The following is a 21,743-nucleotide window of genomic DNA, read 5'->3' as shown; positions in this document are numbered from 1 at the left end:
CCGCACGAAGCAGACCGGCTCAGGAGAGCCGCTGGCTGATGACCTTCGAGACGCCGTCGCCCTGCATGGAGACGCCGTACAGTGCGTCGGCGACCTCCATGGTGCGCTTCTGGTGAGTGATCACGATCAGCTGTGAGCTGTCCTTGAGCTCCTTCATAATCCGAATCAGGCGCTGGAGGTTGGTGTCGTCCAGTGCCGCCTCCACCTCGTCCATCACATAGAACGGACTCGGTCGCGCCTTGAAGATCGACACCAGCAGCGCCACGGCGGTCAGCGACCGCTCGCCGCCCGAGAGCAGCGACAGCCGCTTCACTTTCTTTCCCGGTGGCCGCGCCTCGACGTCCACCCCGGTGGTGAGCATGTCGTCCGGCTGTGTCAGCACCAGACGCCCCTCGCCGCCGGGGAAGAGGCGGGAGAAGACACCCTCGAACTCCCTGGCCGTGTCCTCGTACGCCTGGGTGAAGACCTCCCGCACCCGCTCGTCCACGTCCTTGACCACCTGCAGCAGGTCGGTCCTGGTCTTCTTCAGATCGTCCAGCTGCTCACTGAGGAACTGATGGCGCTCCTCCAGCGCCGCGAACTCCTCCAGCGCCAACGGATTGATCTTGCCCAGCCGGTTGTACGCCCGCTCGGCGGCCCGGAGCCGCTTCTCCTGCTCCGCCCGCAGATACGGCACCGGCTGATTGCGCGGATGCGCAGGGTCCTCGGGCAGTTCCTCGCCCTCGGCCGGCGGCGAGGGCGGGACCGGCTGCTCGGGGCCGTACTCCGCGACCAGCACGGCGGGCTCCACACCCAGCTCCTCCAGCGAGCGGCCCTCCAACTGCTCGACCCGCAGCCGCTTCTCCGCGCCGAGCACCTCCCCGCGGTGAACCGAGTCGGTCAGCTTGTCCAGCTCGGACTTCAGCTCCCGGCCACGGTGCCGCTCGGCGGCGAGTTCACGCTCCCGCTCGGCCTTGTCCGCCTCGGCCTCGGCACGTTCCTCCTGTGCCCGCCCGAACGACAGCTCCACATGCGCGAGCAGTTGTCTGGCCCCGGAGGCGACCGCGGCGGCCACCTCCGCCTCGTACCGCATCCGCGCCCTTCGGCGTTCCGCCCTGGCCCGGGCCTCCCGCTCGGTGCGGGCCGCGCGGTCCAGCGAGTCGGCGCGGCCGGCGAGCGCCCGTACGCGCTCCTCGTGGGTGCGCAGTTGCAGCCGCGCCTCCATCTCGGTCTGCCGGGCGTTGGCACCGTCGGCCGCGAGCCGGTCGCGCACCGCGGTGTCCGGCTCCTCCTGCTCCTCCGCCAACTCCTCGGCCACCGCGAGGCGTTCGGCCAGCTCCGCGGCCTGCTCGGTGGCGGCCTCCAACGCCTCCTGCGCCTTGTCGACGGCGGCGGCGCACCGCTCCGCCTCGTCCTGCGCCCCTCGCGCCTGCCCGCCGAGCCGACCCAGTTGCCCGGCCACCCGGGAACGCTCCCGGTCCGCGGCGCTGCCCGCCGCGGCCAGCTCCTCGACCTCGGCCGCGCACCTCTGCCGGCGGTCGGCGGCGAGCTGCTGGGCCGTACGCAACTCCTCGCACCGCGAAGCGAGCCGGTCCAGCTCGGCGGCGGCCTCGTCCACCGCGGCCTGGGTCTCCAGCATGCTCGGCGCCCCGGCCGAACCACCGTGTGCGAAGTGCGCGGCCAGCAGATCGCCCTCGGCGGTGACGGCGGTCAACTCCGGGTGCTCGGCCACCAGTTCCTCGGCGTCCTCCAGAGTGCGCACGACCACGACATCGCGCAGCAACCGCCGCAGCGCGGGCAGCAGCCCTGCCGGCGCCTCCACCAGCGAGGCGGCCCGGAGCAGCCCGTCCTCCTCGGTCGGCGGCAGCGGCGCGGGAGCACCCTCCAGCAGCAGCGCCGCCCGACCGCCGTCGTGCTTGCGCAACAGTCGCAGCGCCTCGGCGGCCGTCGCCGTGCCACCGACCGCCAGCGCGTCCGCGGCGGCGCCGAGGGCCGCGGCGAGCGGCACCTCGTATCCGGGGGTGACGGTCAGCAGTTCGGTCGCCGGACCGATCAGACCTCCCAGCCGGCCGCGGGAGTCCAGCAGCGTCTCGGTGCCGTCCTTGCGGCGCAGGCCGAGCGCCAACGCGTCGTGACGGGCGGCCGTCGCGGCCCGTTCGCGGTCGGTCGCGGTGAGCTGTTCGCGTGCCTCGCCGAGCGCCGCCTCGGCGGCGGCCAACTCCTCCTTGGCCGCGGCGAGCCGCTCGGCCGACTCCTCGCTGCCGCCCTCGAGCCCCTCGACCTCGGCGCGCAGGGCCTCGAACTCCTCCTGAGCGGCGCTCGCCCGTGCCGAGGCCTCCTCCCGCGCCTGGCCCAGCCGCTCGATCTCGGCCTGCGCGGACGCGGCCCGCGACCTGGCGGCGCCGGCCTTCGCGGCCAGCCTGGCCAACTGCTCGCGCTGCTCGGCCACCGCACGAGCGGCGTCCTTGATACGGCGCTCCTCCTCCGCCAGTGAACTCTCCAGCCGGTTGCGGTGCTCCACCGTGTCGTCCAGAGCGACAGCGGCGGCCTCCAGCGCCGCCTCCAGCTCGGCCTCCTGCTCGCGGACCCGGGCCGCCTCCCGCTCCAGCTCCTCCGGATCGCGTCCACGGCGCTCCTCGGCGGGTGCGGCGGCGGAGCTCTTCACTCTCGCGTCGGCCAACGAGACGGTGCCGCGCACCCGTTCGGCGAGCTGGGAGAGCTCGTACCAGGTCTGCTGTGCACTCTCCAGCCGCGGACTGAGCAGCCGCACCCGCTGCTCCAGCTCGTTCTCGCGGAGTTGGGCCTGCCTCAGCGCGTCCTCCGCCGCTTCCCTGCGTTCCTTGAGGGCGGCCTCGTCGGCGAGTTCGGCCTGCAGCGCACCGCGCAGAGTGACCAGGTCGTCCGCGAGCAGCCGCAGTCGTGCGTCGCGGAGGTCGGCCTGAATGACCGCGGCCCGGCGCGCCACCGCGGCCTGACGGCCGAGCGGCTTCAGCTGGCGCCGCAGTTCGTCCGTGAGATCCTGCACCCGCGCGAAGTTGGCCTGCATCGCGTCCAGCTTCCGCAGCGCCTTCTCCTTGCGCTTGCGGTGCTTGAGCACGCCCGCCGCCTCCTCGATGAAGGCGCGGCGGCCCATCGGGTCGGCGTGCAGCACCGAGTCCAACTGGCCCTGGCCCACGATGACATGCATCTCGCGCCCGATGCCGGAGTCCGACAGCAGCTCCTGGAGGTCGAGCAGACGGCAGGTGTCACCGTTGAGTTGGTACTCGCTGCCGCCGTTGCGGAACATGATCCGGGTGAGCGTCACCTCGGAGTAGTCGATCGGCAGAGCGCCGTCGCTGTTGTCGATGGTCAGCGAGACCTCGGCACGACCGAGCGGCGAACGCCCGGTGGTGCCGGCGAAGATGACGTCCTCCATCTTGCCGCCGCGCAGGGACTTGGCGCCCTGCTCTCCCATGACCCAGGACAGCGCGTCGACGACGTTGGACTTGCCGGAGCCGTTCGGCCCCACCACGCAGGTGATGCCGGGCTCGAAGCGCAGCGTCGTGGCGGAGGCGAAGGACTTGAACCCTCGCAGGGTCAGGCTCTTGAGGTGCACGGCGACTGACTTTACCGGGGTAGTGCGGTTTCACCTCTGAGGGCGTGGGGCACATCAGACGGTAACCGGAGACCGACGGACGGGGGACGACATGACGAAGGGACGCCGAAGCGTCCCTCGCGGTGCTGCACTTGATGGGCCTGTGGTCCACTCTCAGGCGACTGGACGGCCCCGCAGGGCCGGACCGGTCAGGTGAGAGCAGGCTCGCCCTTGGTTACGTCGATGCTGTCAAGCAGCGAGTCGCCATGACGCGCGGCAACAGACAGTGCGTCGTTCTCGGCCTGCATCCGTACGAGCTCGGATTCCAGGTCCTGAACACGCTGCTGCAGCCGTCGCATCTCGGCGAGGACTCGGGGGTCTGAGCCGCCGACGTATCCGAGAAGCGCCTTTGCCATGATGGATGGTCCTCCACAGTGACGTGACCGACCGTGTCGGTGATGGTCGCTAGCGATGAGCACACCAAAATGCCTGTGTCCAGATTTCTGGGTTTTCAGGGTCAAACAACCAAGGTGCGCCGAGAAACCAGCGTCTCACCAAAAGTTTTGACGGTCAACACGATCACACGCCGTGAGCACGGGCGGCTCGGCTCTGAACGGTCGTCCCATGGCACCAGACCATGCACGTCCCGGAGCTGCGGCCCGCAGGGCGGGGTAGATCACTTCCGCCGCAGCCTTGCATGTTACTGCCACGTTTGGCAACCGGTATCGGGGAAGACTTCCAGGTCACCGACCACACTCCGGGGCTGGGTCGGGTCTGCGCCTCACCGAATCTCGAAGGGCGGATAGCCGCCGCGCGGTGCCGACCAGATCTCCGTGACGCCGTCCACCCGCCCCGGCGTGTCTCCCGTGCGCAGCCAATCGAGGAGTGCGTCACAGTCGCGCCGCTCCCCCTCGGCCACCACCTGGACCCGGCCGTCCTCCAGATTGGAGACGAAGCCGTTCAGGCCGCCGACGCCCAGCGCCCTGGCCCGGGTGAACCAGCGGAAGCCGACTCCCTGGACCCGGCCGCGCACCCATGCGGTCATCCGCACCGCACCCTCGGCGCTCCCGGGCGTCCCGGCTCCGCCGACGACACCCCTCGGCGTCGCGCCCTCCCGCGGCGCGCGCCTCTCGTCGTCTTCACTCATTCTTCTCACGCCCTCCTCCCGGAGCCGATCGCGCTGCCGCTTCAGCCCCCTCTGCCGGTTATGTGCGTCGTGCACCTTGTGCAGGTGCCGCGTTTTCGGCGCCATTCGGACAATTCCCATAAACGATCTTCAAGCCGCCCGGACATGCTCTACAGTCACCCGACAACAGCGGACTCACCCATTCGGGTGACACCCCGCGGACCCCTTCGCCTAGATGTGAGGACAGCAGCCGATGGGACGCCACCGACGGGCAGGACTCGCCGCGAGCACATCGAGCACATCGACCACATCGAGCGAGGGGTCGCAGACAAGCCACCGCAGGCGCAAAGGCAGCCCGGTGCGCACCGGGCTGCTGGGCGCGACCGGAGCGCTGGCCCTCGGTGCGGTCGCGGTCGCCTCCGGCATGGTGCCGGGCGTCGGCAGCGATTTCCCGTTCAAGGACGACGAGGCCAGCACCCGGGTACAGGCTGACTCCGCACCCGATCTCGAGCTCCAGGGCCCGCCCCTGGAACGGGACGACGACAGCCCGGCCAGCCGCGACGACAAGCGGTCCGCCTCCCCCGACCCGAAGGCGTCCGAGGACGGCGACGCCTCCGAAAACAAGGACGGCAAGGAGAAGAAGGCGAACGACAGGGCTTCGGACAAGCCCTCCTCCTCGCCGAGCACCTCGCCCAGGAGTACTCCCTCGAGCACCCCGTCGCCCTCCCCGAGCACACCGGACCGCACCACGCCGCCGTCCCCCACGCGTCCGCCGTCCGCCCCGAACAACCACTCCCCCGTCGAGGCCGAGGTGCTCAACCTGGTCAACCAGGAGCGCGCCAAGGCGGGCTGCCAGCCCGTGACGGCCGACACCCGGCTGGCCTCGCTCGCCCGCGACCACAGCAGGGACATGGACGAGCGGGACTACTTCTCCCACACCGACCCCGACGGGAACACCCCGTGGGACCGCGCCGCCGCACGCGGTATAACGAATCTCGGTGCCGAGAACATAGCCCGCGGCCAGGCCGACGCGAGGGCGGTCATGGACTCCTGGATGAACAGCTCCGGGCACCGCGCCAACATCCTGAACTGCGACTACAAGACCCTGGGCGTCGGTGCGCACGAAGCGCCCGGCGGCCCCTGGTGGACCCAGGCCTTCGGCTTCTGAGCCGTCCCCGGCACACACCGCCCGGTGTCCGCGGCGCGGGCCCCGGCTCGGGGCCGCGGCGCCGCACCCGGCGCGGAACGCGCGGTGCCGCTGAAGCGCAGAGCCTCGGCTCCGCCGCGCAACAGACGGACCCGACGGAGCGGACCACGCACACACGGGGGTCACGCGGCTCCGGCGGGACGCGGGGGCCGCTGGCAGCGCGGGCAGAAGTAGCTGGACCGATTCATCCAGGCCCGTCGTCGCACGGGGGTGCCGCAGCGTCGGCACGGCTCGTCCTCGCGGCCGTACGCGTCCAGTGCGCGGTCGAAGTAGCCGCTCTCGCCGTTGACGTTCACATAGAGGCTGTCGAAGCTCGTCCCGCCCTCGGCGAGTGCGGCGAGCATCACCTCCCGTACGTGGCCCAGGAGTTCGGCGGTCTTCGGACGGGTGAGCGTGGCGGTCGGACGGTCGTAGTGCAGCCGGCTGCGCCAGAGCGCCTCGTCGGCGTAGATGTTGCCCACACCGCTGATCAGCGACTGGTCGAGCAGTGCGCGTTTGACCGTGGTGCGCTTGGCCCGCAGAGCGGCGCCGAAGGCGGCCTCGTCGAAGAGCGGGTCGAGCGGATCGCGGGCGATGTGTGCGATCACGTCGGGCAGTCCGTCGGCGGTGAGCGGGTGGAGCGAGAGTCCTCCGAAGGTGCGCTGGTCCACGAACCGCAGTTCGTTGCCGAGCTCGTCGGCGAACCCGACCCTGATGCGCAGATGGCGCTCGTCGTCGGCGGCCGAGGGCTGCACCAGCAGCTGCCCGCTCATCCCCAGATGGGCGAGGACCGCGAAGTCCGGCACGTCCGTCCCGCCGTCCAGTGGCAGCCACAGGTACTTGCCCCGGCGGCGCACGTCGGCGACGCGGCTGCCGCTCAGCCTGGCGGCGAAGTCGGCCCCGCCGGCTGCGTGGCGCCGCACGGCGCGCGGATGGAGCACGGCGACCTCGCGGACCGTACGACCGGCGACCCAGCGCTCCAGTCCGCGCCGGACCACCTCCACCTCGGGCAGCTCGGGCATCGGGCTCTCAACTCCTCGGCGGGGCCCGGCGCTTGAGCGCTTCGGGCTGGTACGGGCTGGTACGGGCAGGGCAGACGCGGTGGGCGGGCACCGCTGAACGCGGGGACGCTCAACGCGGGGCGTGGGGACGCAGAACGCGCCCCACCGCACGGTGCACATGCGGTGGGGCGCGCGGTGGTACTGCTCAGCCGGAGGCGTCGACGGCGCTGTCCGACGGCGGCTGCTTGCGCGCCGCCTCGTCGGCCGCGGCGCGGATACCGCGCCACGCCGCCTCCGCCGCCTGCTGTTCGGCTTCCTTCTTGCTGCGGCCGGTGCCGGTGCCGTACGCGACACCACCGACGCGGGCAGCAGCCGTGAAGGTCTTCTCGTGGTCGGGTCCGCTCTCGGTCACCACGTACTCGGGAACGCCCAGCCCCTCGGCGGCGGTCAGCTCCTGGAGACTGGTCTTCCAGTCGAGGCCGGCACCGAGACTCGACGACTTCTCGATCAGCGGATCGAAGAGCCGGTGGATGAGCGCGTCCGCCGCCTCAAGGCCCTGGTCCAGGTAGACCGCGCCGATGACGGCTTCGAGGGTGTCGGCCAGGATGGACGCCTTGTTCCGCCCGCCGGTCCCCTCCTCGCCGCGCCCGAGGCGGATGAACGCACCCAGATCGAGCCCGCGTGCCACCTCGGCGAGCGCCCTGGAATTCACCACAGCCGCCCGCAACTTGGCGAGCTGCCCCTCCGGCAGGTCCGGATGGTTGCGGTAGAGGGTGTCGGTCACCACCAGGCCGAGCACGGAGTCCCCGAGGAACTCCAGCCGCTCGTTGGTCGGCAGGCCGCCGTTCTCGTACGCGTAGCTGCGGTGGGTGAGCGCACGCACCAGAAGGGCGGACTCAAGGTGGTACCCGAGCCGCCCTTCCAGAACCGAGGGGGAGGAAGCGTCCGTCCCCGCGGACCCCAGGTCCGCCGCTGCCCTGCCACCCCCGGATGCCCGGGATGCGGTGTCCGGCGTACCGGCGTCTGACATGGAGTCTGTCACCCGCCGATCAGACCTCGAGGACCTGACGCTTGTTGTACGTGCCGCAGCTGGGGCACGCGATGTGCTGAAGCCTCGGCTCCTGGCAACGCTCGCACTTCACCAGGGTGGGGGCCGCAGCCTTCCACTGCGACCGGCGGTGGCGCGTGTTGCTGCGCGACATCTTCCGCTTCGGAACAGCCACGGCTACTTCTCCTGCTTCTCGTCGACGTCGCGTACGACGCCGTCATGGTCGTCCTTCTCGCCGTCCCGGATGGTGCCGGCGAGTCCCTGCAAAGCCGCCCAACGAATGTCGACGGCGTCTTCGTGATGGTGGTCCGGGTCGTCCGCGAGGCGAGCACCGCACTCGGCGCACAGCCCCGGACAGCCTTCCTGGCACACCGGCTGCATCGGCAGTGACAGAACCACCGCGTCGCGCAGCACAGGCTCGAGATCGAACAGGTCGTTCTCGAGGAAGAACATCTCCTCGGCGTCCTCGTCCTCGGCGTCGTCGCCGGTATCCGCGGGGCGGCTCCGGTCGTCGGCGTCGGGGTAGGAGAACAACTCCTGGAACTCCGCCTCGCACTGCTGCTCAAGCGGCTCCAGACACCTTACGCACTCCCCCTTCAGCGGTGCACGGCCGGTGCCTGTGACGAGCACACCCTCCATGACCGCCTCCAGCCGGAGGTCGATCTCCACCTCGGCGCCGCGCGGCACCCCGATGACCTCGATACCGAGGTTTCCCGGAGCCTCCACGGTGCGGGAGAGCCGCTTGAGCGCACCGGGCCTCCGCCCCAGCTCACGTGTGTCGAACACGAGAGGGGCACGGTGGTCGAGGGCGGCGTTCAGGGCTTCCTGCTTTCTGTGAAGTGCGAGGTGGTACTGCGGTCCGCCCGCGGTACGCACGTCGCCGGTGGAAGCCGGGGCTTCGGGCCGACGGACGGCTGACGCACCAGGGCAGCCGAGAGCCGCGGACATACACGCGGCCGAAGAGCCAGGGTACTGGAAGGGATCCGATCGGCCCAATCCGGTTCCCCGCTCCCCCGCCGGCTACTCCCGGCCCTGCTCGTAGCGGCGCAGCTGCTCCAGATCGATCATGCTGGTGTCGAAGAAGCTGGTCTCGTCCAGGGCGGCGGGAGAGCCCGGCTGCTGGCCCTGTCCGAGCTGCTGACCGGGCCCGTGCGGACCGGGCTGCGGGTAGTACTCGCCGGGCTGCTGCGGAGCGTACGGGTCGGGCGCGGGAGCGTACCCGCCCTGGTCCTGGTAGCCCTGCGGGGCGCCCGGGCCGCCGTAGGGGGACGGACCGCCGAGCTGGTCGCCGGAGCCGTACTGCCCCTGGCCCTGCCCCTCGTAGCCGGGGTGGGCGTCGTACGGGCTCGGCCAGCCCTCCGGCCGGTAGCCCTGCGGGTCCTGGTACGGGTCGTGCTGCGGCGCGTACCCGGGGTCCTGGTAGCCCTGAGTCGCGTACTGGTCCTGGTGGCCGGTGGGCGCGTAGTAGTCCGGCGCGGGCATGCCCCGCCCGTCGGTCCCGTCCTGGACCAGCTGCTCCCCGGGGTGGCCGTACGGGCTCTGCGCACCCGGCGGGAGAGCCGCGGGCTGCTCGGTGTAGTCCGCGCAGGGCTGCGGCGGGTACGCGGCGGGCTGCGGCGGCGGGTAGGCGGCACTGTCGTCGGACCGGGCCGGAGCTGGGGCCCGGACCGAAGTGGGCGCCGATGTCTCGGAGTTGTCGACCAGCCCGGCCAGGTACTCCTCGTCGGTGCCCCGCAGCCGGTTGTCCGGCGCCGCGTCGGGCTGGGCGGCCATGTGTGCGGCGAGATCGTCGATGGGCTGGTGGCCGGTGAGCTTCTGCCGCCCGCGCCCGACCGCCTGGAGCGTCTTGGCGAGCACCGCCTCGAAAGCGCGGAACTGCGCCTCGATGTACTCCTCGGCCTGCTGTTTGCGCGTCTCCGGGTCCTGGGCGCGGACGTCCGGCGACTCCTCGAACTCCTCGCCGCCGTCGTGCGGGGCCGGGGCCCGGCCGAGCAGCTTGTCGCGACCGCGGTCGACCGCGCCGATGGTCTTGCTGAGGACGACCTCGAAGTTGGCGAGCTTGCTGTCGACGTAGTCGTCGGCCTCGACCCGGATCTCCTCGGACTCCCTGCGCGCCTCGGTGAGGATCCGGTCGCTCTCCTGCTCCGCGAGCCGGGCGACCTCGGTCTGCGAGATCAGCGAGGCGCGTTCGCGGTGCGCCTCGTCGATGATCCGCCTGGCCTCCTGCTGCGCCTCGGCGACCACCTGCTCCCGCCCGCCCAGGACTTCCTGGGCCTGGGCGAGCGAGCCGGGCAACGCCTCTCGCACCTCGCCGAGCATGTCGAGCAGGTCCGCGCGATTGACCACGCACGAGGCCGACATGGGCATGGAACGGGCGCCTTCGACGGCCGCGACGATGTCGTCGAGTCTCTGCTGTACGTCCACGAGGGTGACTGTACGGGCAGCCGCGCCCGGCGCGACAGCCGCTGCGCACAACGGACGCCCGGGGAGGAACCTCGCACAAGTCCCCCGGGCCCGCTGCTACTTGCCGCCCAGCCGCTCCGAGAGCGCCCGGTGGACGGACTCCGGCAGCAGGTGGGAGACGTCACCGCCCCACGCGGCGACCTCCTTGACCAGGCTGGAGGAGAGGAAGCTGTACGTCGGGTTCGTCGGCACGAAGAGGGTCTCGATGCCGGAGAGGCCGATGTTCATCTGGGCCATCTGCAGCTCGTAGTCGAAGTCGCTGACGGCGCGCAGTCCCTTGACGATCGCCGGGATGTCGCGCTGCTTGCAGAAGTCGACCAGCAGACCGTGGAAGGACTCCACCTCGACGTTGCCGTACTCGGCGGTGACCTCGCGGATCATCTCGATCCGCTCGTCGACGGTGAACAGGCCCTTCTTGCTCTTGTTGATCATGACGGCGACGTGGACGACGTCATACAGCTTCGAAGCCCGGGCGATGATGTCCAGATGGCCATTGGTGACGGGGTCGAAGGACCCCGGACAGACGGCACGGCGCACTGTGTTTTCCTCGCTCTCCGAACTGCTCACTGCACATCGGCTTCGTCGTCGACCGCCGCGGTGAATTCCTCGACCGCGTCGATCACTTCGTCGGCCGCGCGACCGTACCAAAAGGTTCCCTCGCCGTAGCGGCGGGAGCGCAACGGCCGATAGCCGCTCGGCCAGCCGAAATCCCCGCCCCTGGTGCTGCGCTCCACGGTGACGAGCGCCCCCGGCGACAGCCAGCCCCCGCGATGCAGTGTGAGCAGGATCTCGCCGAGTTCGGTGTCTCCGACGGCGTACGGCGGATCGAGGAACGCCACGTCGTACGGCTCCCGGGGCGCAGGACCGGCCACGATCTGCTCCGCGCGCCCGCTGCGCACCTCGGCGCCGCGCAGCCCCAGGGTGCGGATGTTGTCCTTGATGGTCCTCGCCGCACGTGCGTCGGCCTCCACCAGCAGGGCCGCGGCCGCGCCCCGCGAGAGCGCCTCCAGGGCGACCGCACCGGAGCCGCCGTACAGGTCGAGCACCCGTACACCGGCCCAGGAGCCCAGCCGCGCCTCCCAGCTGGAGAACAGCCCCTCCCGCGCACGGTCCGAGGTGGGCCTGGTGCCGTTGCCCGGAGGTACGGACAGGCGGCGGCCACCGGCGGTGCCGGCGATCACACGGGGCATGGAGGTGCGCCTTCGGTCGGTGGACGGACGGGACGGGGCACCCGCGGGCGCCCACCGACGATTATGGCCCGGCGGTCACTCCGCGGCGCCGCACAGGGCTCGGTCGATCATCGGCACGAAGGCGTCGCGATGCATCCGCTCGTAGAGATGGTCGCCGTTGCCGGTCGCGGCGACGGTGACCGCACGCTCCCCGTCCTCGGTGACGCCGCCCCGGGTCGAGGTGCCCAGAACGTCGCCGAAGTGCGTCCAGTAGTGGCCGCCGCAGGAGAGGTCGAAGCGCATCAGCCCGAGCCCGTACCGCATCCCCAGCTCCTCCAGCATCGGCTGGCCCGTCACCTTCACCGTGCGCTGCATCTCGCGCAGCTCGGCGGGGCGCAGGAGTTCGCCGTCCAGGAGCGCGCGGAGGAACCGGTTGACGTCCGAGGGGGTGCTGACCAGCGAGCCCTCGCCGTCCATGTGGCGCACGACGAGGTCGGTGGTGTCGGTCCATCGGCCGCCCTCGGTGAACTGGCGGTGGGCCCGCATGTGCGCGCCCGGGAGGTAGGGGTTGTTGCCGGGCGCGTAGGTGTCGCCGAGGCCGAGCGGGATGGTGATGCGACGACTCAGCTCCTGGTCCCAGCGGTTCCCGGTGACCTTCTCGACGAGCAGCACGGCCAGTGCGTAGTTGGTGTTGGAGTACTCCCACCCGGTGCCCGGCCTGCTGCTGGGCGGATGCTTCATCGCCAGGTCCACCGCGTGCCGCGGGGAGTGGAAGTCGAACCGGTGCTCGGTGTACTCGGCCTCGCTCTCGCCGCCCGGCAGGTCGAAGGTCTGGGGCAGTCCGCTGGTGTGCTGGAGCAGTTGGCGGACCGTGATGCGGCGTCCGTCGTTGCCGTTGCCCCGTACGACGCCCGGCAAGTGGCTCTCCACGGTGTCCTCGAGCCCGATCCTGCCCTCGCCCACCAACTGCAGGACGAGAGTGGCGGTGAAGGTCTTGGAGGCGCTGCCGATCCGCACCGGCGAACGCTGCGGCGGCGGTGCGTCGCTGCCCAGGGCCGCGCGACCGCTGCGCACCCGGACGGTGCCGCCGTCGTGCCGCAGCTCGGCGAGGACCCCCACGGCACCGGCGTCGCGCACCGCGTCCGCGTCCCGCTGCAGCGCGCCGCCCGGTGAGACGCCCGCGCCGGCGTCGCTCACCAGGAGCGCCGCGGCCGTCGAGGCGACCACCAGCGCAGTGCCCAGGATCCCCGCACGAGTGTGTGTGAGCCGCATGTTCTTCCCCTTTCTCGGCTGTGCGACTCAGCCTCCCCGCGCCGGGCACCGCCCGCCACGGTGCACGCACCCGCATCCGCACTGGGGTCAACCCCCTTGCGGACCGGCGGCGTTCGCCCCTCCTGCCGACGAGGGGCTCACCCCTTGTCGAGGTACTCCTCGCGCTCCTCGTCGAGCAGAGCGGCCAGCGCGGTGCGCAACTCGGGGTACTCCTCCAGAGCCGGATCGGCGGCGACGACCGCGGTCGCCTCCCTCCGCGCCTCGGCGATGACGTCCTCGTCCTCGATGACGGCGAGCATCCTCAGACTCGACCGAACGCCCGACTGCGCCTGGCCGAGCACATCGCCCTCCCGGCGCTGCTCCAGATCGATCCGGGAGAGCTCGAAGCCGTCCAGTGTCCGGGCGACGGCTGCCAGCCTGGCGCGTGCCGGACTCGCCTCGGGCATCTCGCTCACCAGCAGGCAGAGCCCCGCTGCGGCGCCTCGTCCCACCCGGCCGCGCAGCTGGTGGAGCTGGGAGACGCCGAAGCGGTCTGCGTCCATGATCACCATGACGGTGGCGTTCGGGACGTTCACTCCGACCTCGATGACCGTGGTGGCCACCAGCACGTCGACCTCACCCGCGGCGAAGCGACGCATCACGTCGTCCTTCGCCTCCGGGTGCATACGGCCGTGCAGGACCTCCACCCGCAGCCCCGCCAACGGGCCGCTCAACTGCTCGGCCAACTCCAGCACGGCGACCGGCGGGCGCCGCTCCTCGTCCGGCTCCTGCGCGCCGTCCGCGACCTCCTCGCCGCCACGGCCCTGCCCACCGCTTCGCTGCCCGGACCTCGCCGGCTTCTCGCCGTCCTTCTCGTCCCCGATCCGGGGGCACACGACGTACGCCTGGTGGCCCGCCCCGACCTCCTCACGGACCCGTTCCCAGGCGCGCGCGAGGAAGTGCGGCTTGTCGGCGGCCGGGACGACATGGGTGACGATCGGCGACCGGCCCGCGGGCAGCTGGTCGAGCACCGAGGTCTCCAGATCGCCGAAGACCGTCATGGCCACGGTGCGCGGAATCGGGGTCGCCGTCATCACCAGCAGATGGGGCGGCTGTCTGCCCTTGGACCGCAGGGCGTCGCGCTGCTCCACCCCGAAGCGGTGCTGCTCGTCCACGACGACCAGCCCGAGGTCGAAGAAGCCCACCCGGTCCTCGATCAGGGCGTGGGTGCCGATCACGATGCCCGCCTCGCCGGTGGCGAGGTCCAGCAGTGCCTGGCGTCTCGCCGCGGCGCCCATGGACCCGGTCAGCAGAACCACCTTGGTGCCGTGCTCGGATCCGCCGAGCATGCCCGCCTCGGCGAGGTCGCCCATCATCTCGACGATCGAGCGGTGGTGCTGCTGGGCGAGGACCTCGGTCGGGGCCAGCATCGCCGCCTGCCCGCCCGCGTCCACCACGGTGAGCATCGCCCGGAGCGCCACCATCGTCTTGCCCGAGCCCACCTCTCCCTGGAGCAGCCGGTGCATGGGGTGGCTGCCCGCCAGCTCCTGGAAGATCTCGCCGCTGACCCGCTGCTGCCCCTCGGTCAGCGTGAACGGCAGTCTGGCGTCGAAGGCGCTGAGCAGACCGTCGGCTCGGGCGACCCGTGGCAGCGCGGGCAGCTGCTGCTCCGCGAATCTGCGGCGGGCCAGGGCGATTTGGAGGACGAACGCCTCGTCCCACTTCAGCCGGGAGCGGGCGTCGGCGACCTCCGCCCTGGTACGCGGACGGTGCACCGCACGCAGTGCCTGCGCCAACGGGATCAGCCCCTGCGACTCGCGCAGCGAGGCGGGCAGCGCGTCCGCCAGGCCCTCCCAACCCATCGCCTCCCACGAGTCGAGGACCGTGCCCACCGCCTGCTCGATCTGCCAGGAACTCAGCTGGCGGCAGGCGGGGTAGAGCGGCAGCAGCTCTCCGGCGAACCGCTCGACGGTGTCCCGGCCGCTCTCGGCGTCGAGCAGCTTGTAGTCGGGGTGCGCGAGCTGAAGCTTGCGGTTGAACACCGAGACCTTGCCGGCGAACATGCCGCGGCTGCCCGGCAGAAGCTTCTTCTCGTGCGCGAAGGCGCCGCGCCCGAAGAAGACCAGCTGGAGCCGGCCGCTGCCGTCGGTCAGCGTGACCTCCAGACGCTGGCCCCTGCCGTTGTTGAACCGCAGCATCCGGGCGTCGGCGACCTGCGCGACGACCGTGACGTGCTCGTCCAGCGGCAGCTCGGCGAGCCTGGTCAGCTCACCGCGCTCGGCATAGCGGCGGGGGTAGTGGTGGAGCAGGTCGCCGACGGTGTGCAGACCGAGGTGCTCGCCGAGGACCTTGGCGGTGCTGCCGCCCACGACCTTGTGCAGGGGATCAGCCAGTACGGACACGGGGTCCATCTTGGCGTACGCCACTGACAGTCGGGGCGAGCCGCCGCGGGCCGGGCGTGCACGGGCTCCCGCCGGTTCGCCGGACCCGCTACTCGACGCCGATGAGCAGAGGCGCGAACTGCCGGCCGTGGTAGACGACCGTGTCGACGCCCAGATGTCCTGTGCGGGCCCGCTTCGCCAGCTCCGCGGCGAGCGATTCCGGGGTGTCCCGGCCGAGGACGAGGGTCACCAACTCGCCTCCGGAGGCGAGCATCCGCTCCAGTGTCTCGCCCGCGGTGGCGGCGAGTTCGGCGCCGATCACGGCCACGTCCCCGTCGATCAGCCCGAGCACGTCACCGGCCTGGCAGACACCGGCGGTGGTCCACGACTCCCGTTCGGCGACGGCGAGTTCACCGAATCGGGTGGCGCCGGCCGCCGCCGTCATGGCGACCACGTCCTCCTCGAACCGCCGCCCCGGCTCGTGCACCGCCAGCGCGGCGAGTCCCTGAACCGCCGAACGCGTCGGCACGATCGCCACACGCACACCCTCGGCACGCACCTGCTCCGCCGCGGCGGCAGCGGTGTGCCGCAGCTCCGAACTGCCCGGCAGCAGCACCACCTCCCGCGCGTGCGCCCGTCCGATGGCCGCTGCCAACTCCCCGCTGGACGGCGGCTCCTCGGGGCCCATCGTCACGACCGTGGCTCCCGCCTCGGAACACAGCGCGGCCAGGCCCTCGCCCGGTACGACCGCCACCACCGCGCGTTCGACCGGCTCGACCGCGGCGCCGACCCCCTCGAAGTGGGTGACCCTGATGCGGTGCGGACGCCCCGCCTCCACCCCGGCCTCGATCGCCGCGCCCGCGTCGTCCACGTGCACATGGACGTTCCACAGCCCGTCGCCGCCGATGATGACGAGCGAGTCGCCGAGCGCGTCCAGCCGACCTCGCAGCCGCTCCAGCGCCTCGTCCGAGGCGTCCAGCAGATAGATGACCTCGTAGGCGGGACCGCTCACCGCCGCACCGCCGCCCCCGGAGCGCGGGCCGGTCGGCTCCGCCGCCGTGTCCTGCCGGTGGCCCGGACAGGAGACGTGATGAGTGACGGGTCCGTCGGGCCGGTTGCCCGTGACGGCCTTGACCAGCGCGCCGAGAACGACGACCAGCCCGTACCCACCGGCGTCCACCACACCCGCGCGGGCCAGTACGTCCAACTGCCCCGGGGTGGCGTCCAGGGCCGTGCGCGCTCCCTCGAAGGCGGCGCGCACAACACGGTCCCCGGCCCGGCCGCCACGGTCCGCGGGCCGGCCGACGACGGCCTGCGCTTCGGCTTCGGCGTGCGCTGCTGCCTGCGCTTCGGCGGCGGCCTCCGCAGCGGCTTCGGCGACGCTGAGGATCGTGCCGCCCACCGGATGCGCCACCGCAGCCGCAGCCGCGCGCGCCGCGCCTGCGAGGGCGTCGGCGAGGGTGCCTCCGTCGGCGTCGGCCCGGGCGACGCCCCGCAGCAACTGGGCAAGGATCGTGCCGGAGTTGCCGTGCGCACCGATCAGCGCGCCGTGCGCCATCGCGCCCAGCGCCTCAAACGCGGTCGGCTCTCCCGCCCATGCGGCCTCGACGGCCTGCGCGGCGGACTCCATCGTCAGATAGAGATTGGTGCCGGTGTCGGCGTCCGCCACCGGATAGACGTTCAACGCGTCGATGGTCTCGCGCGCCTGGCCCAGGTCCTCCAGTGCCTCGGCACACCAGGTGCGCACGGTGTGGGCGTCGAGCGGGTGCGGCACGGGTCTCGGACCTCCTGGCGGGTGAACGGCTGGACACGGGGGGGCACTTCTCGTCCCGTTAGTGTGCCCGCAAGGTCGCCGTCGCACGGTAGTGCGTCGGAATCCGGCAGCCGGTGCGCCGGAGCGCTGCGATCGGAGACGGCAGGGCGCACCGGCGGCCTCTGCCACGGGTCCCCGGGCCTGATTTCGGTGTTGGGAGCTCGCCGTTGTATGCTGCTCCGGTTGCCTGACACCGTTCAGGCTTTCCACCCCGGGGCTGTTGGTCTCTCCCACATTGCGGGAAGAGTTCTCGGCCGCGCTCGGGATTCACCGTACGTGCATCTGAAGTCTTTGGAGTGACCCGTGGCTGCCAACTGCGACGTCTGCGGCAAGGGGCCGGGCTTCGGCAACAGCATCTCCCACTCGCACCGCCGCACCCCGCGTCGCTGGAACCCCAACATCCAGCGCGTGCGTGCCGTGGTCGGTCGGACGCCGAAGCGCCTCAACGTCTGCACCTCGTGCATCAAGGCCGGCAAGGTCTCGCGCTGAAGCGGTTTCCGCAGCGCAGCCTCTCCGGTCGCCGAAGAGCCGGTCCACCTCGAGTGGACCGGCTCTTCGTCATTTCCGCCGTGTCCGCCGCAGACGAAGCGCTCCCCGCCCACCGGACCGGCGGGAACCCTCTCAGTCCCGGCGGCTGCGCCAGCCGTGGTCGACCGGGCCGATGCCCGCTCCCAGCGGGAACCCGGCGGCGATCGCACCGGTGACGTACTCCTTGCCCGCCGCCACCGCCTCGGGCACCTCGAGCCCCTTCGCCAGCTCCGCCGCCACTGCGGAGGCGAGCGTGCAGCCCGTGCCGTGCGTGTGCCGGACGCGGTGACGCGGCGCGCGCAGCCAGTGCTCGTCGGTGCCGTCCGACAGCAGGTCCGTCGCGTTCCCGTCGGCGAGATGGCCGCCCTTGACGAGCGCCCAGCGAGGGCCGAAGGCGAGTACGGCCTCGGCCGCACGCCGCATGTCCTGCTCCGATTCCACGCGGATCCCGGTCAGCTGGCGCACCTCGTCGAGGTTGGGGGTCGCCACCGTCGCGGCGGGAAGGAGCCTGCCGCGCACCGCTTCGAGCGCGTCGGCCGCCAACAGCGGGTCCCCGTGCTTGGAGACGCCGACCGGGTCGACGACCACCGGCACGGTCAGCTCCGAGAGCAGCTCCGCCACCGCCTCCACCACCGGTGACGAGGAGAGCATGCCGGTCTTCACCGCATGCACCCCGATGTCGTCGACCACGCTGCGGAACTGGGCGCGCACCGCCGCCACGGGAAGTTCCCAGGCCCCCTGCACGCCCAGGGAGTTCTGCGCGGTCACCGCGGTCAGCACGCTCATTCCGTGGGTGCCGAGCGCCAGCATCGTCTTGAGGTCGGCCTGGATGCCGGCTCCGCCGCCGGAGTCGGAGCCGGCGACGGTCAGCACGCGAGGGGGCGAGTCCGTGGTGTTCATGTCCTGTCTCCGAAGTGGTCCCAGCCTCCGGCCCGGTCCCAGGCCACACCGTTGACGGTGACCCTCGCCTGGGCGGAGGGATGCAGTACCTCGCCGATCCGGCGCCAGCGCGCCGGCAGCTTGCGGTCCGGCGGGAAGGTGGCCACGATCGCGTGGTCCTCTCCCCCGGTGAGCACCCACTGCAACGGGTCGACGCCGACCGCCTGGCCGATGTCGTGCATCTGCGCGGGGATGTCGAAATCCGCCGAGCGCACGTCGATCAGCACTCTGCTCGCATCGGCGATGTGGCCGAGGTCGGCGATGAGCCCGTCGCTGACGTCCGTCATCGCGGTCGCGCCCAGCCCGGCCGCCGCAGGCCCCGCGTGGTACGGGGGCTCCGGGCGGCGGTGCGCCTCCACGAACGCCCTCGGGGAGCGAAAACCCCTGGCCAGTACGGCGTGCCCGGCCGCGGACCAGCCGAGCCAGCCGGTCACCGCGACCACGTCGCCGGGCTGCGCGCCCGAGCGGGTCACCGGCTCACGCCCCTGGAGATCGCCGAGCGCGGTGATGGCGACCGTGATCAGGTCACCCCGGGTGATGTCCCCGCCCGCGACGGAGGCGCCGGCCACCCTGCACTCGTCGCTGATGCCGTCCATCAGCTCCGCGGGCCAGGTCACCGGGAGTTCGGCCGGCAGGACCAGCCCGAGCAGCAGCGCGGTGGGCACCGCACCCATCGCGGCGATGTCGGCGAGGTTCTGCGCCGCCGCCTTGCGGCCCACGTCGTACGCCGTGGACCAGTCGCGGCGGAAGTGCCGTCCCTCCAGGAGGATGTCGGTGCTCGCGACCACCCTGCGGTCGGGGGCGGCGACCACGGCGGCGTCGTCACCGGGGCCGAGCCGGACGGCCGGAGTGGCGGTGACCCGGGAGGTCAGCTCCCGGATGAGCCCGAACTCCCCCAGTTCACCGACCGTCGCGGGAGTCCGGGGGTGCCCCCCGGTGGAACTCAGCATCCGTCTGCCCTTTCGGCTGTGTGGCGCGCGACTTGGTGCGCGAGATGTGCGGTGGTCACGATGGGTGCGGCGGTCGCCGCGGTTGCGGCGCCGGACGGTGGGGCGCCCGCCCTCGGGGCCCGGTCGCACCGGCCCCGTACCGCCCGGAGCACAGACGCCGTCGGCGCACTCGTGCGCGTCGACCGCCGGTGCGCGCGCCGGTCGTACGCGAACCCGCCCCGCTTGACCGCGGGGAGACACTCGCCGCTGGTGGCGGCGACGCGATAACGTGGCGTCCCCTCTCCACCCATGCTCCGTGAAGCCGCCCTGGAGGTCCCGTGGTACAGGCGTACATCCTGATCCAGACCGAGGTCGGCAAAGCCTCGACCGTCGCCGAGACGATCGCCGAGGTGCCGGGTGTGGTGAAGGCGGAGGACGTCACCGGGCCCTACGACGTCATCGTGCGCGCCCAGGCGGAGTCGGTGGACGAGCTCGGCCGTCTGGTGGTCGCCAGGATCCAGCAGGTGAACGGCATCACCCGCACACTGACCTGCCCGGTCGTCCATCTCTAGCTCCCCGCGTGTTCGCCCGGTGAGCTCCCTCTCGCCGGATGGCCTGCCTGCCGCGTTCACCGGTCCGTGCGAGGCGGGCGGTCGGACCGCTTCGCACGACCCTCGGACGGGGCGGTACGCGGTCCGCGTCGCCCCCGGAGCGGGCGGACGCGAGCCCGCCCCGCCGGTTCGTACGGGTGGCGGGCGCCGCGGTCGCGGCACCGACGCACACCGGCTCGGCAGTTGGGCCTCGGTGTCGCTGCACGGCTGCCCTTCGGCGGCCACGACTCGCGCCCGGCAGTGAGACTACAACCCCCGACCGACGCTCGCCCCCAAGTCCCCGCGCGAACGCGGTTCCCCGGGGGCTCGGGCCCGTGGGACCCCTCCCGCACCCGGTCACGAGCCGCGCGCGGCCGGGGCCGGAACGCGGCGACGTGCCGTGCGTTCGCCTCAGCGCAGTCCGGTGGAGCGGTGCAGCGCGGCCTGCAGCAGACGGTCGACCAGCTCCGAGTAGCCCACTCCGGTCGCCCCCCACATCTGCGGGTACATCGAGGTGGGGGTGAAGCCGGGCATCGTGTTGACCTCGTTGATCACGTACTCGCCGCTGTCCAGCAGGAAGAAGTCCGCGCGCACCAGGCCCTCGCAGGAGACCGCCTCGAAGGCGTCCACCGCGAGCCGGCGCACCTCGGCCGTCTGCTCCTCGCTCAGCGGCGCCGGAATGACACCCGGCGCGGCATCGATGTACTTCGCCTCGAAGTCGTAGAAGTCGTGCTCACCGGGCGGCGGAATCTCGGCGGGGACGCTGGCACGAGGGCCGTCGTCGAACTCCAGGACACCGCACTCGATTTCGCGGCCGTGCAGCATCGACTCCACCAGGACCTTGGGGTCGTGGCGCCGCGCCTCCTCCACCGCCTCGTCCAGGCCGGTGACGTCCTCCACCTTGGTGATGCCCATCGACGAACCGGCGCGGGCGGGCTTCACGAAGACCGGCCAGCCGTGGTCGCCGGCGAAGTCGACGACCTTCTTGCGCGCCGCCGCACGGTCCTGCTCCCACTCGCGGGGCCTGAGCACCGTGTACGGCCCGACCGGCAGTCCGTAGGAGGTGAAGACGCGCTTCATGTACTCCTTGTCCATGCTGACGGCGCTGGAGAGCACACCGGCGCCGACATAGGGCACCCCGGAGAGCTCCAACATCCCCTGGAGCGTGCCGTCTTCGCCGTAGGGACCGTGCAGCACGGGGAAGACGACGTCGACGTCGCCGAGCTCCTCGGGCACCGACCCGGGCTCGCAGGCGAGCACCTCGCGGCCGGTCGGCTCCAGCGGCAGCAGCACCTTGCCGCTGCCCTGGGTCGGCAGGCGGTCGACGTCCGGCAGCTTGCCACCGCCGATCGCCATTCCGGCGGGGTCGTCGACGGCCCGCACCCAGCGGCCGTCCCTCGTGATACCGATCGGCAGCACGTCGTACTTGTCCCGATCGATGGCGTTGAGTACCGCGCCCGCGGTGACGACGGAGATCCCGTGCTCTGAGCTGCGCCCGCCGAAGACAACGGCGACGCGCGGCTTGGACGGCTGACTGGAGGCGTTAGACGTGCTCATCGCCTCGAGATTACCGCCCCGCAGGGGCTCTTCGGCAGTCACGGCACGGGAACCGGAACCGAGCGCACCGCGAAGTCCGCGTACCCGCAGCTCGCGCCCCGCCCGCGAGCCACCCACACCGGACGCCGTCGCCGCCGTCGCACAGCGGCACAGCGGCACAGCGGCACAGCGGCACAGCGGCACAGCGAACTGCCGCTCGTACGGCTGGG

The 21,743-nt window shown here is 71.9% G+C and carries 19 protein-coding genes; 3 read left to right on the top strand and 16 right to left on the bottom strand.

Annotated features, from left to right (window positions below; all coding sequences use genetic code 11):
• Positions 1-19: 19 nt before the first annotated feature.
• From smc to MTQ01_RS22900, 3 genes are all read right to left on the bottom strand, one after another.
• Positions 20-3,574 (bottom strand): chromosome segregation protein SMC, encoded by a 3,555-nt coding sequence (smc, locus tag MTQ01_RS22910; protein ID WP_247492740.1) that lies wholly within the window; start codon positions 3,572-3,574, stop codon positions 20-22.
• Positions 3,575-3,762: 188 nt separating this feature from the next.
• Positions 3,763-3,969, bottom strand: a complete 207-nt coding sequence (locus MTQ01_RS22905) for a hypothetical protein (protein WP_211040114.1) — start codon at positions 3,967-3,969, stop codon at positions 3,763-3,765.
• A 365-nt stretch (positions 3,970-4,334) separates the two neighbouring features.
• On the bottom strand, positions 4,335-4,604 hold the full coding sequence (locus tag MTQ01_RS22900) for an acylphosphatase (RefSeq protein ID WP_308294436.1): 270 nt from the start codon (positions 4,602-4,604) through the stop codon (positions 4,335-4,337).
• 433 nt (positions 4,605-5,037) lie between these two features.
• On the opposite strand from MTQ01_RS22900, the gene MTQ01_RS22895 reads away from it, so the two are divergent.
• A complete protein-coding gene (locus MTQ01_RS22895) occupies positions 5,038-5,847 on the top strand; it encodes a CAP domain-containing protein (protein WP_247492738.1) in 810 nt (269 codons plus the stop codon).
• Positions 5,848-6,008: 161 nt separating this feature from the next.
• Here MTQ01_RS22895 and mutM read toward each other — a convergent pair whose 3' ends face one another.
• The 10 genes from mutM to MTQ01_RS22845 form a co-directional block, all read right to left on the bottom strand.
• On the bottom strand, positions 6,009-6,887 hold the full coding sequence (gene mutM / locus MTQ01_RS22890) for a bifunctional DNA-formamidopyrimidine glycosylase/DNA-(apurinic or apyrimidinic site) lyase (RefSeq protein WP_247492737.1): 879 nt from the start codon (positions 6,885-6,887) through the stop codon (positions 6,009-6,011).
• Positions 6,888-7,071: 184 nt separating this feature from the next.
• Positions 7,072-7,896: a ribonuclease III gene (rnc, locus tag MTQ01_RS22885; RefSeq protein WP_247492842.1), complete on the bottom strand. Its 825-nt coding sequence runs from the start codon at positions 7,894-7,896 to the stop codon at positions 7,072-7,074.
• A gap of 19 nt (positions 7,897-7,915) precedes the next feature.
• Positions 7,916-8,089 (bottom strand): 50S ribosomal protein L32, encoded by a 174-nt coding sequence (gene rpmF, locus MTQ01_RS22880; protein ID WP_211040118.1) that lies wholly within the window; start codon positions 8,087-8,089, stop codon positions 7,916-7,918.
• A gap of 2 nt (positions 8,090-8,091) precedes the next feature.
• Positions 8,092-8,700, bottom strand: coding sequence for a DUF177 domain-containing protein (locus MTQ01_RS22875; RefSeq protein ID WP_374207843.1), 609 nt, complete (start codon positions 8,698-8,700; stop codon positions 8,092-8,094).
• A gap of 234 nt (positions 8,701-8,934) precedes the next feature.
• The gene (locus tag MTQ01_RS22870; protein ID WP_247492855.1) at positions 8,935-10,338 is read right to left on the bottom strand and encodes a cell division initiation protein; all 1,404 of its coding nucleotides are present in this window, start codon (positions 10,336-10,338) and stop codon (positions 8,935-8,937) included.
• 96 nt (positions 10,339-10,434) lie between these two features.
• Positions 10,435-10,914, bottom strand: a complete 480-nt coding sequence (gene coaD, locus MTQ01_RS22865) for a pantetheine-phosphate adenylyltransferase (RefSeq protein WP_247492735.1) — start codon at positions 10,912-10,914, stop codon at positions 10,435-10,437.
• A gap of 26 nt (positions 10,915-10,940) precedes the next feature.
• Positions 10,941-11,567 carry a 16S rRNA (guanine(966)-N(2))-methyltransferase RsmD gene (gene rsmD / locus MTQ01_RS22860; protein WP_247492734.1) on the bottom strand — a complete coding sequence of 209 codons (627 nt, stop codon included), beginning with the start codon at positions 11,565-11,567 and terminating at the stop codon, positions 10,941-10,943.
• A 75-nt stretch (positions 11,568-11,642) separates the two neighbouring features.
• The gene (locus MTQ01_RS22855; protein ID WP_247492733.1) at positions 11,643-12,818 is read right to left on the bottom strand and encodes a serine hydrolase; all 1,176 of its coding nucleotides are present in this window, start codon (positions 12,816-12,818) and stop codon (positions 11,643-11,645) included.
• 137 nt (positions 12,819-12,955) lie between these two features.
• Entirely contained in the window at positions 12,956-15,208 is a 2,253-nt protein-coding gene (recG, locus tag MTQ01_RS22850) for an ATP-dependent DNA helicase RecG (protein ID WP_247492732.1), read from the bottom strand.
• Positions 15,209-15,287: 79 nt separating this feature from the next.
• The gene (locus MTQ01_RS22845) at positions 15,288-16,952 is read right to left on the bottom strand and encodes a DAK2 domain-containing protein (protein WP_247492731.1); all 1,665 of its coding nucleotides are present in this window, start codon (positions 16,950-16,952) and stop codon (positions 15,288-15,290) included.
• Between the two features lie 342 nt (positions 16,953-17,294).
• On the opposite strand from MTQ01_RS22845, the gene rpmB reads away from it, so the two are divergent.
• Positions 17,295-17,480 carry a 50S ribosomal protein L28 gene (gene rpmB, locus MTQ01_RS22840; RefSeq protein WP_028426177.1) on the top strand — a complete coding sequence of 62 codons (186 nt, stop codon included), beginning with the start codon at positions 17,295-17,297 and terminating at the stop codon, positions 17,478-17,480.
• Between the two features lie 132 nt (positions 17,481-17,612).
• Here the strand turns inward: rpmB and thiD are convergent, their stop codons facing one another.
• Positions 17,613-18,419 (bottom strand): bifunctional hydroxymethylpyrimidine kinase/phosphomethylpyrimidine kinase, encoded by an 807-nt coding sequence (gene thiD, locus MTQ01_RS22835; RefSeq protein WP_247492730.1) that lies wholly within the window; start codon positions 18,417-18,419, stop codon positions 17,613-17,615.
• Positions 18,416-19,408: a thiamine-phosphate kinase gene (locus tag MTQ01_RS22830; RefSeq protein WP_247492729.1), complete on the bottom strand. Its 993-nt coding sequence runs from the start codon at positions 19,406-19,408 to the stop codon at positions 18,416-18,418. Before MTQ01_RS22830 ends, thiD begins: the two co-directional genes overlap by 4 nt.
• A gap of 317 nt (positions 19,409-19,725) precedes the next feature.
• Between MTQ01_RS22830 and MTQ01_RS22825 the strand changes: the two genes are divergently transcribed.
• Positions 19,726-19,959, top strand: coding sequence for an Lrp/AsnC ligand binding domain-containing protein (locus MTQ01_RS22825; RefSeq protein ID WP_247492728.1), 234 nt, complete (start codon positions 19,726-19,728; stop codon positions 19,957-19,959).
• 429 nt (positions 19,960-20,388) lie between these two features.
• On the opposite strand, the gene MTQ01_RS22820 is transcribed toward MTQ01_RS22825, so the two are convergent.
• Positions 20,389-21,534 carry a D-alanine--D-alanine ligase family protein gene (locus MTQ01_RS22820; protein ID WP_247492727.1) on the bottom strand — a complete coding sequence of 382 codons (1,146 nt, stop codon included), beginning with the start codon at positions 21,532-21,534 and terminating at the stop codon, positions 20,389-20,391.
• Between the last annotated feature and the right edge of the window lie 209 nt (positions 21,535-21,743).

It is taken from the genome of Streptomyces sp. XM4193, assembly GCF_023072595.1.
Lineage (GTDB): Bacteria > Actinomycetota > Actinomycetes > Streptomycetales > Streptomycetaceae > Streptomyces.
Note: the sequence above shows the minus strand (reverse complement) of the source record. Positions and strands in the feature narration are given on the sequence as shown.

Bases quoted from the DNA above. Each gene is read 5' to 3' on its own strand.
- MTQ01_RS22820 (WP_247492727.1), bottom strand. From the start codon at position 21,534: ATGAGCACGTCTAACGCCTCCAGTCAGCCGTCCAAGCCGCGCGTCGCC.
- MTQ01_RS22830 (WP_247492729.1), bottom strand. From the start codon at position 19,408: ATGCTGAGTTCCACCGGGGGGCACCCCCGGACTCCCGCGACGGTCGGT.
- MTQ01_RS22905 (WP_211040114.1), bottom strand. From the start codon at position 3,969: ATGGCAAAGGCGCTTCTCGGATACGTCGGCGGCTCAGACCCCCGAGTC.
- recG (WP_247492732.1), bottom strand. From the start codon at position 15,208: ATGGACCCCGTGTCCGTACTGGCTGATCCCCTGCACAAGGTCGTGGGC.
- thiD (WP_247492730.1), bottom strand. From the start codon at position 18,419: ATGAACACCACGGACTCGCCCCCTCGCGTGCTGACCGTCGCCGGCTCC.
- mutM (WP_247492737.1), bottom strand. From the start codon at position 6,887: ATGCCCGAGCTGCCCGAGGTGGAGGTGGTCCGGCGCGGACTGGAGCGC.
- MTQ01_RS22855 (WP_247492733.1), bottom strand. From the start codon at position 12,818: ATGCGGCTCACACACACTCGTGCGGGGATCCTGGGCACTGCGCTGGTG.
- rsmD (WP_247492734.1), bottom strand. From the start codon at position 11,567: ATGCCCCGTGTGATCGCCGGCACCGCCGGTGGCCGCCGCCTGTCCGTA.
- rnc (WP_247492842.1), bottom strand. From the start codon at position 7,896: ATGTCAGACGCCGGTACGCCGGACACCGCATCCCGGGCATCCGGGGGT.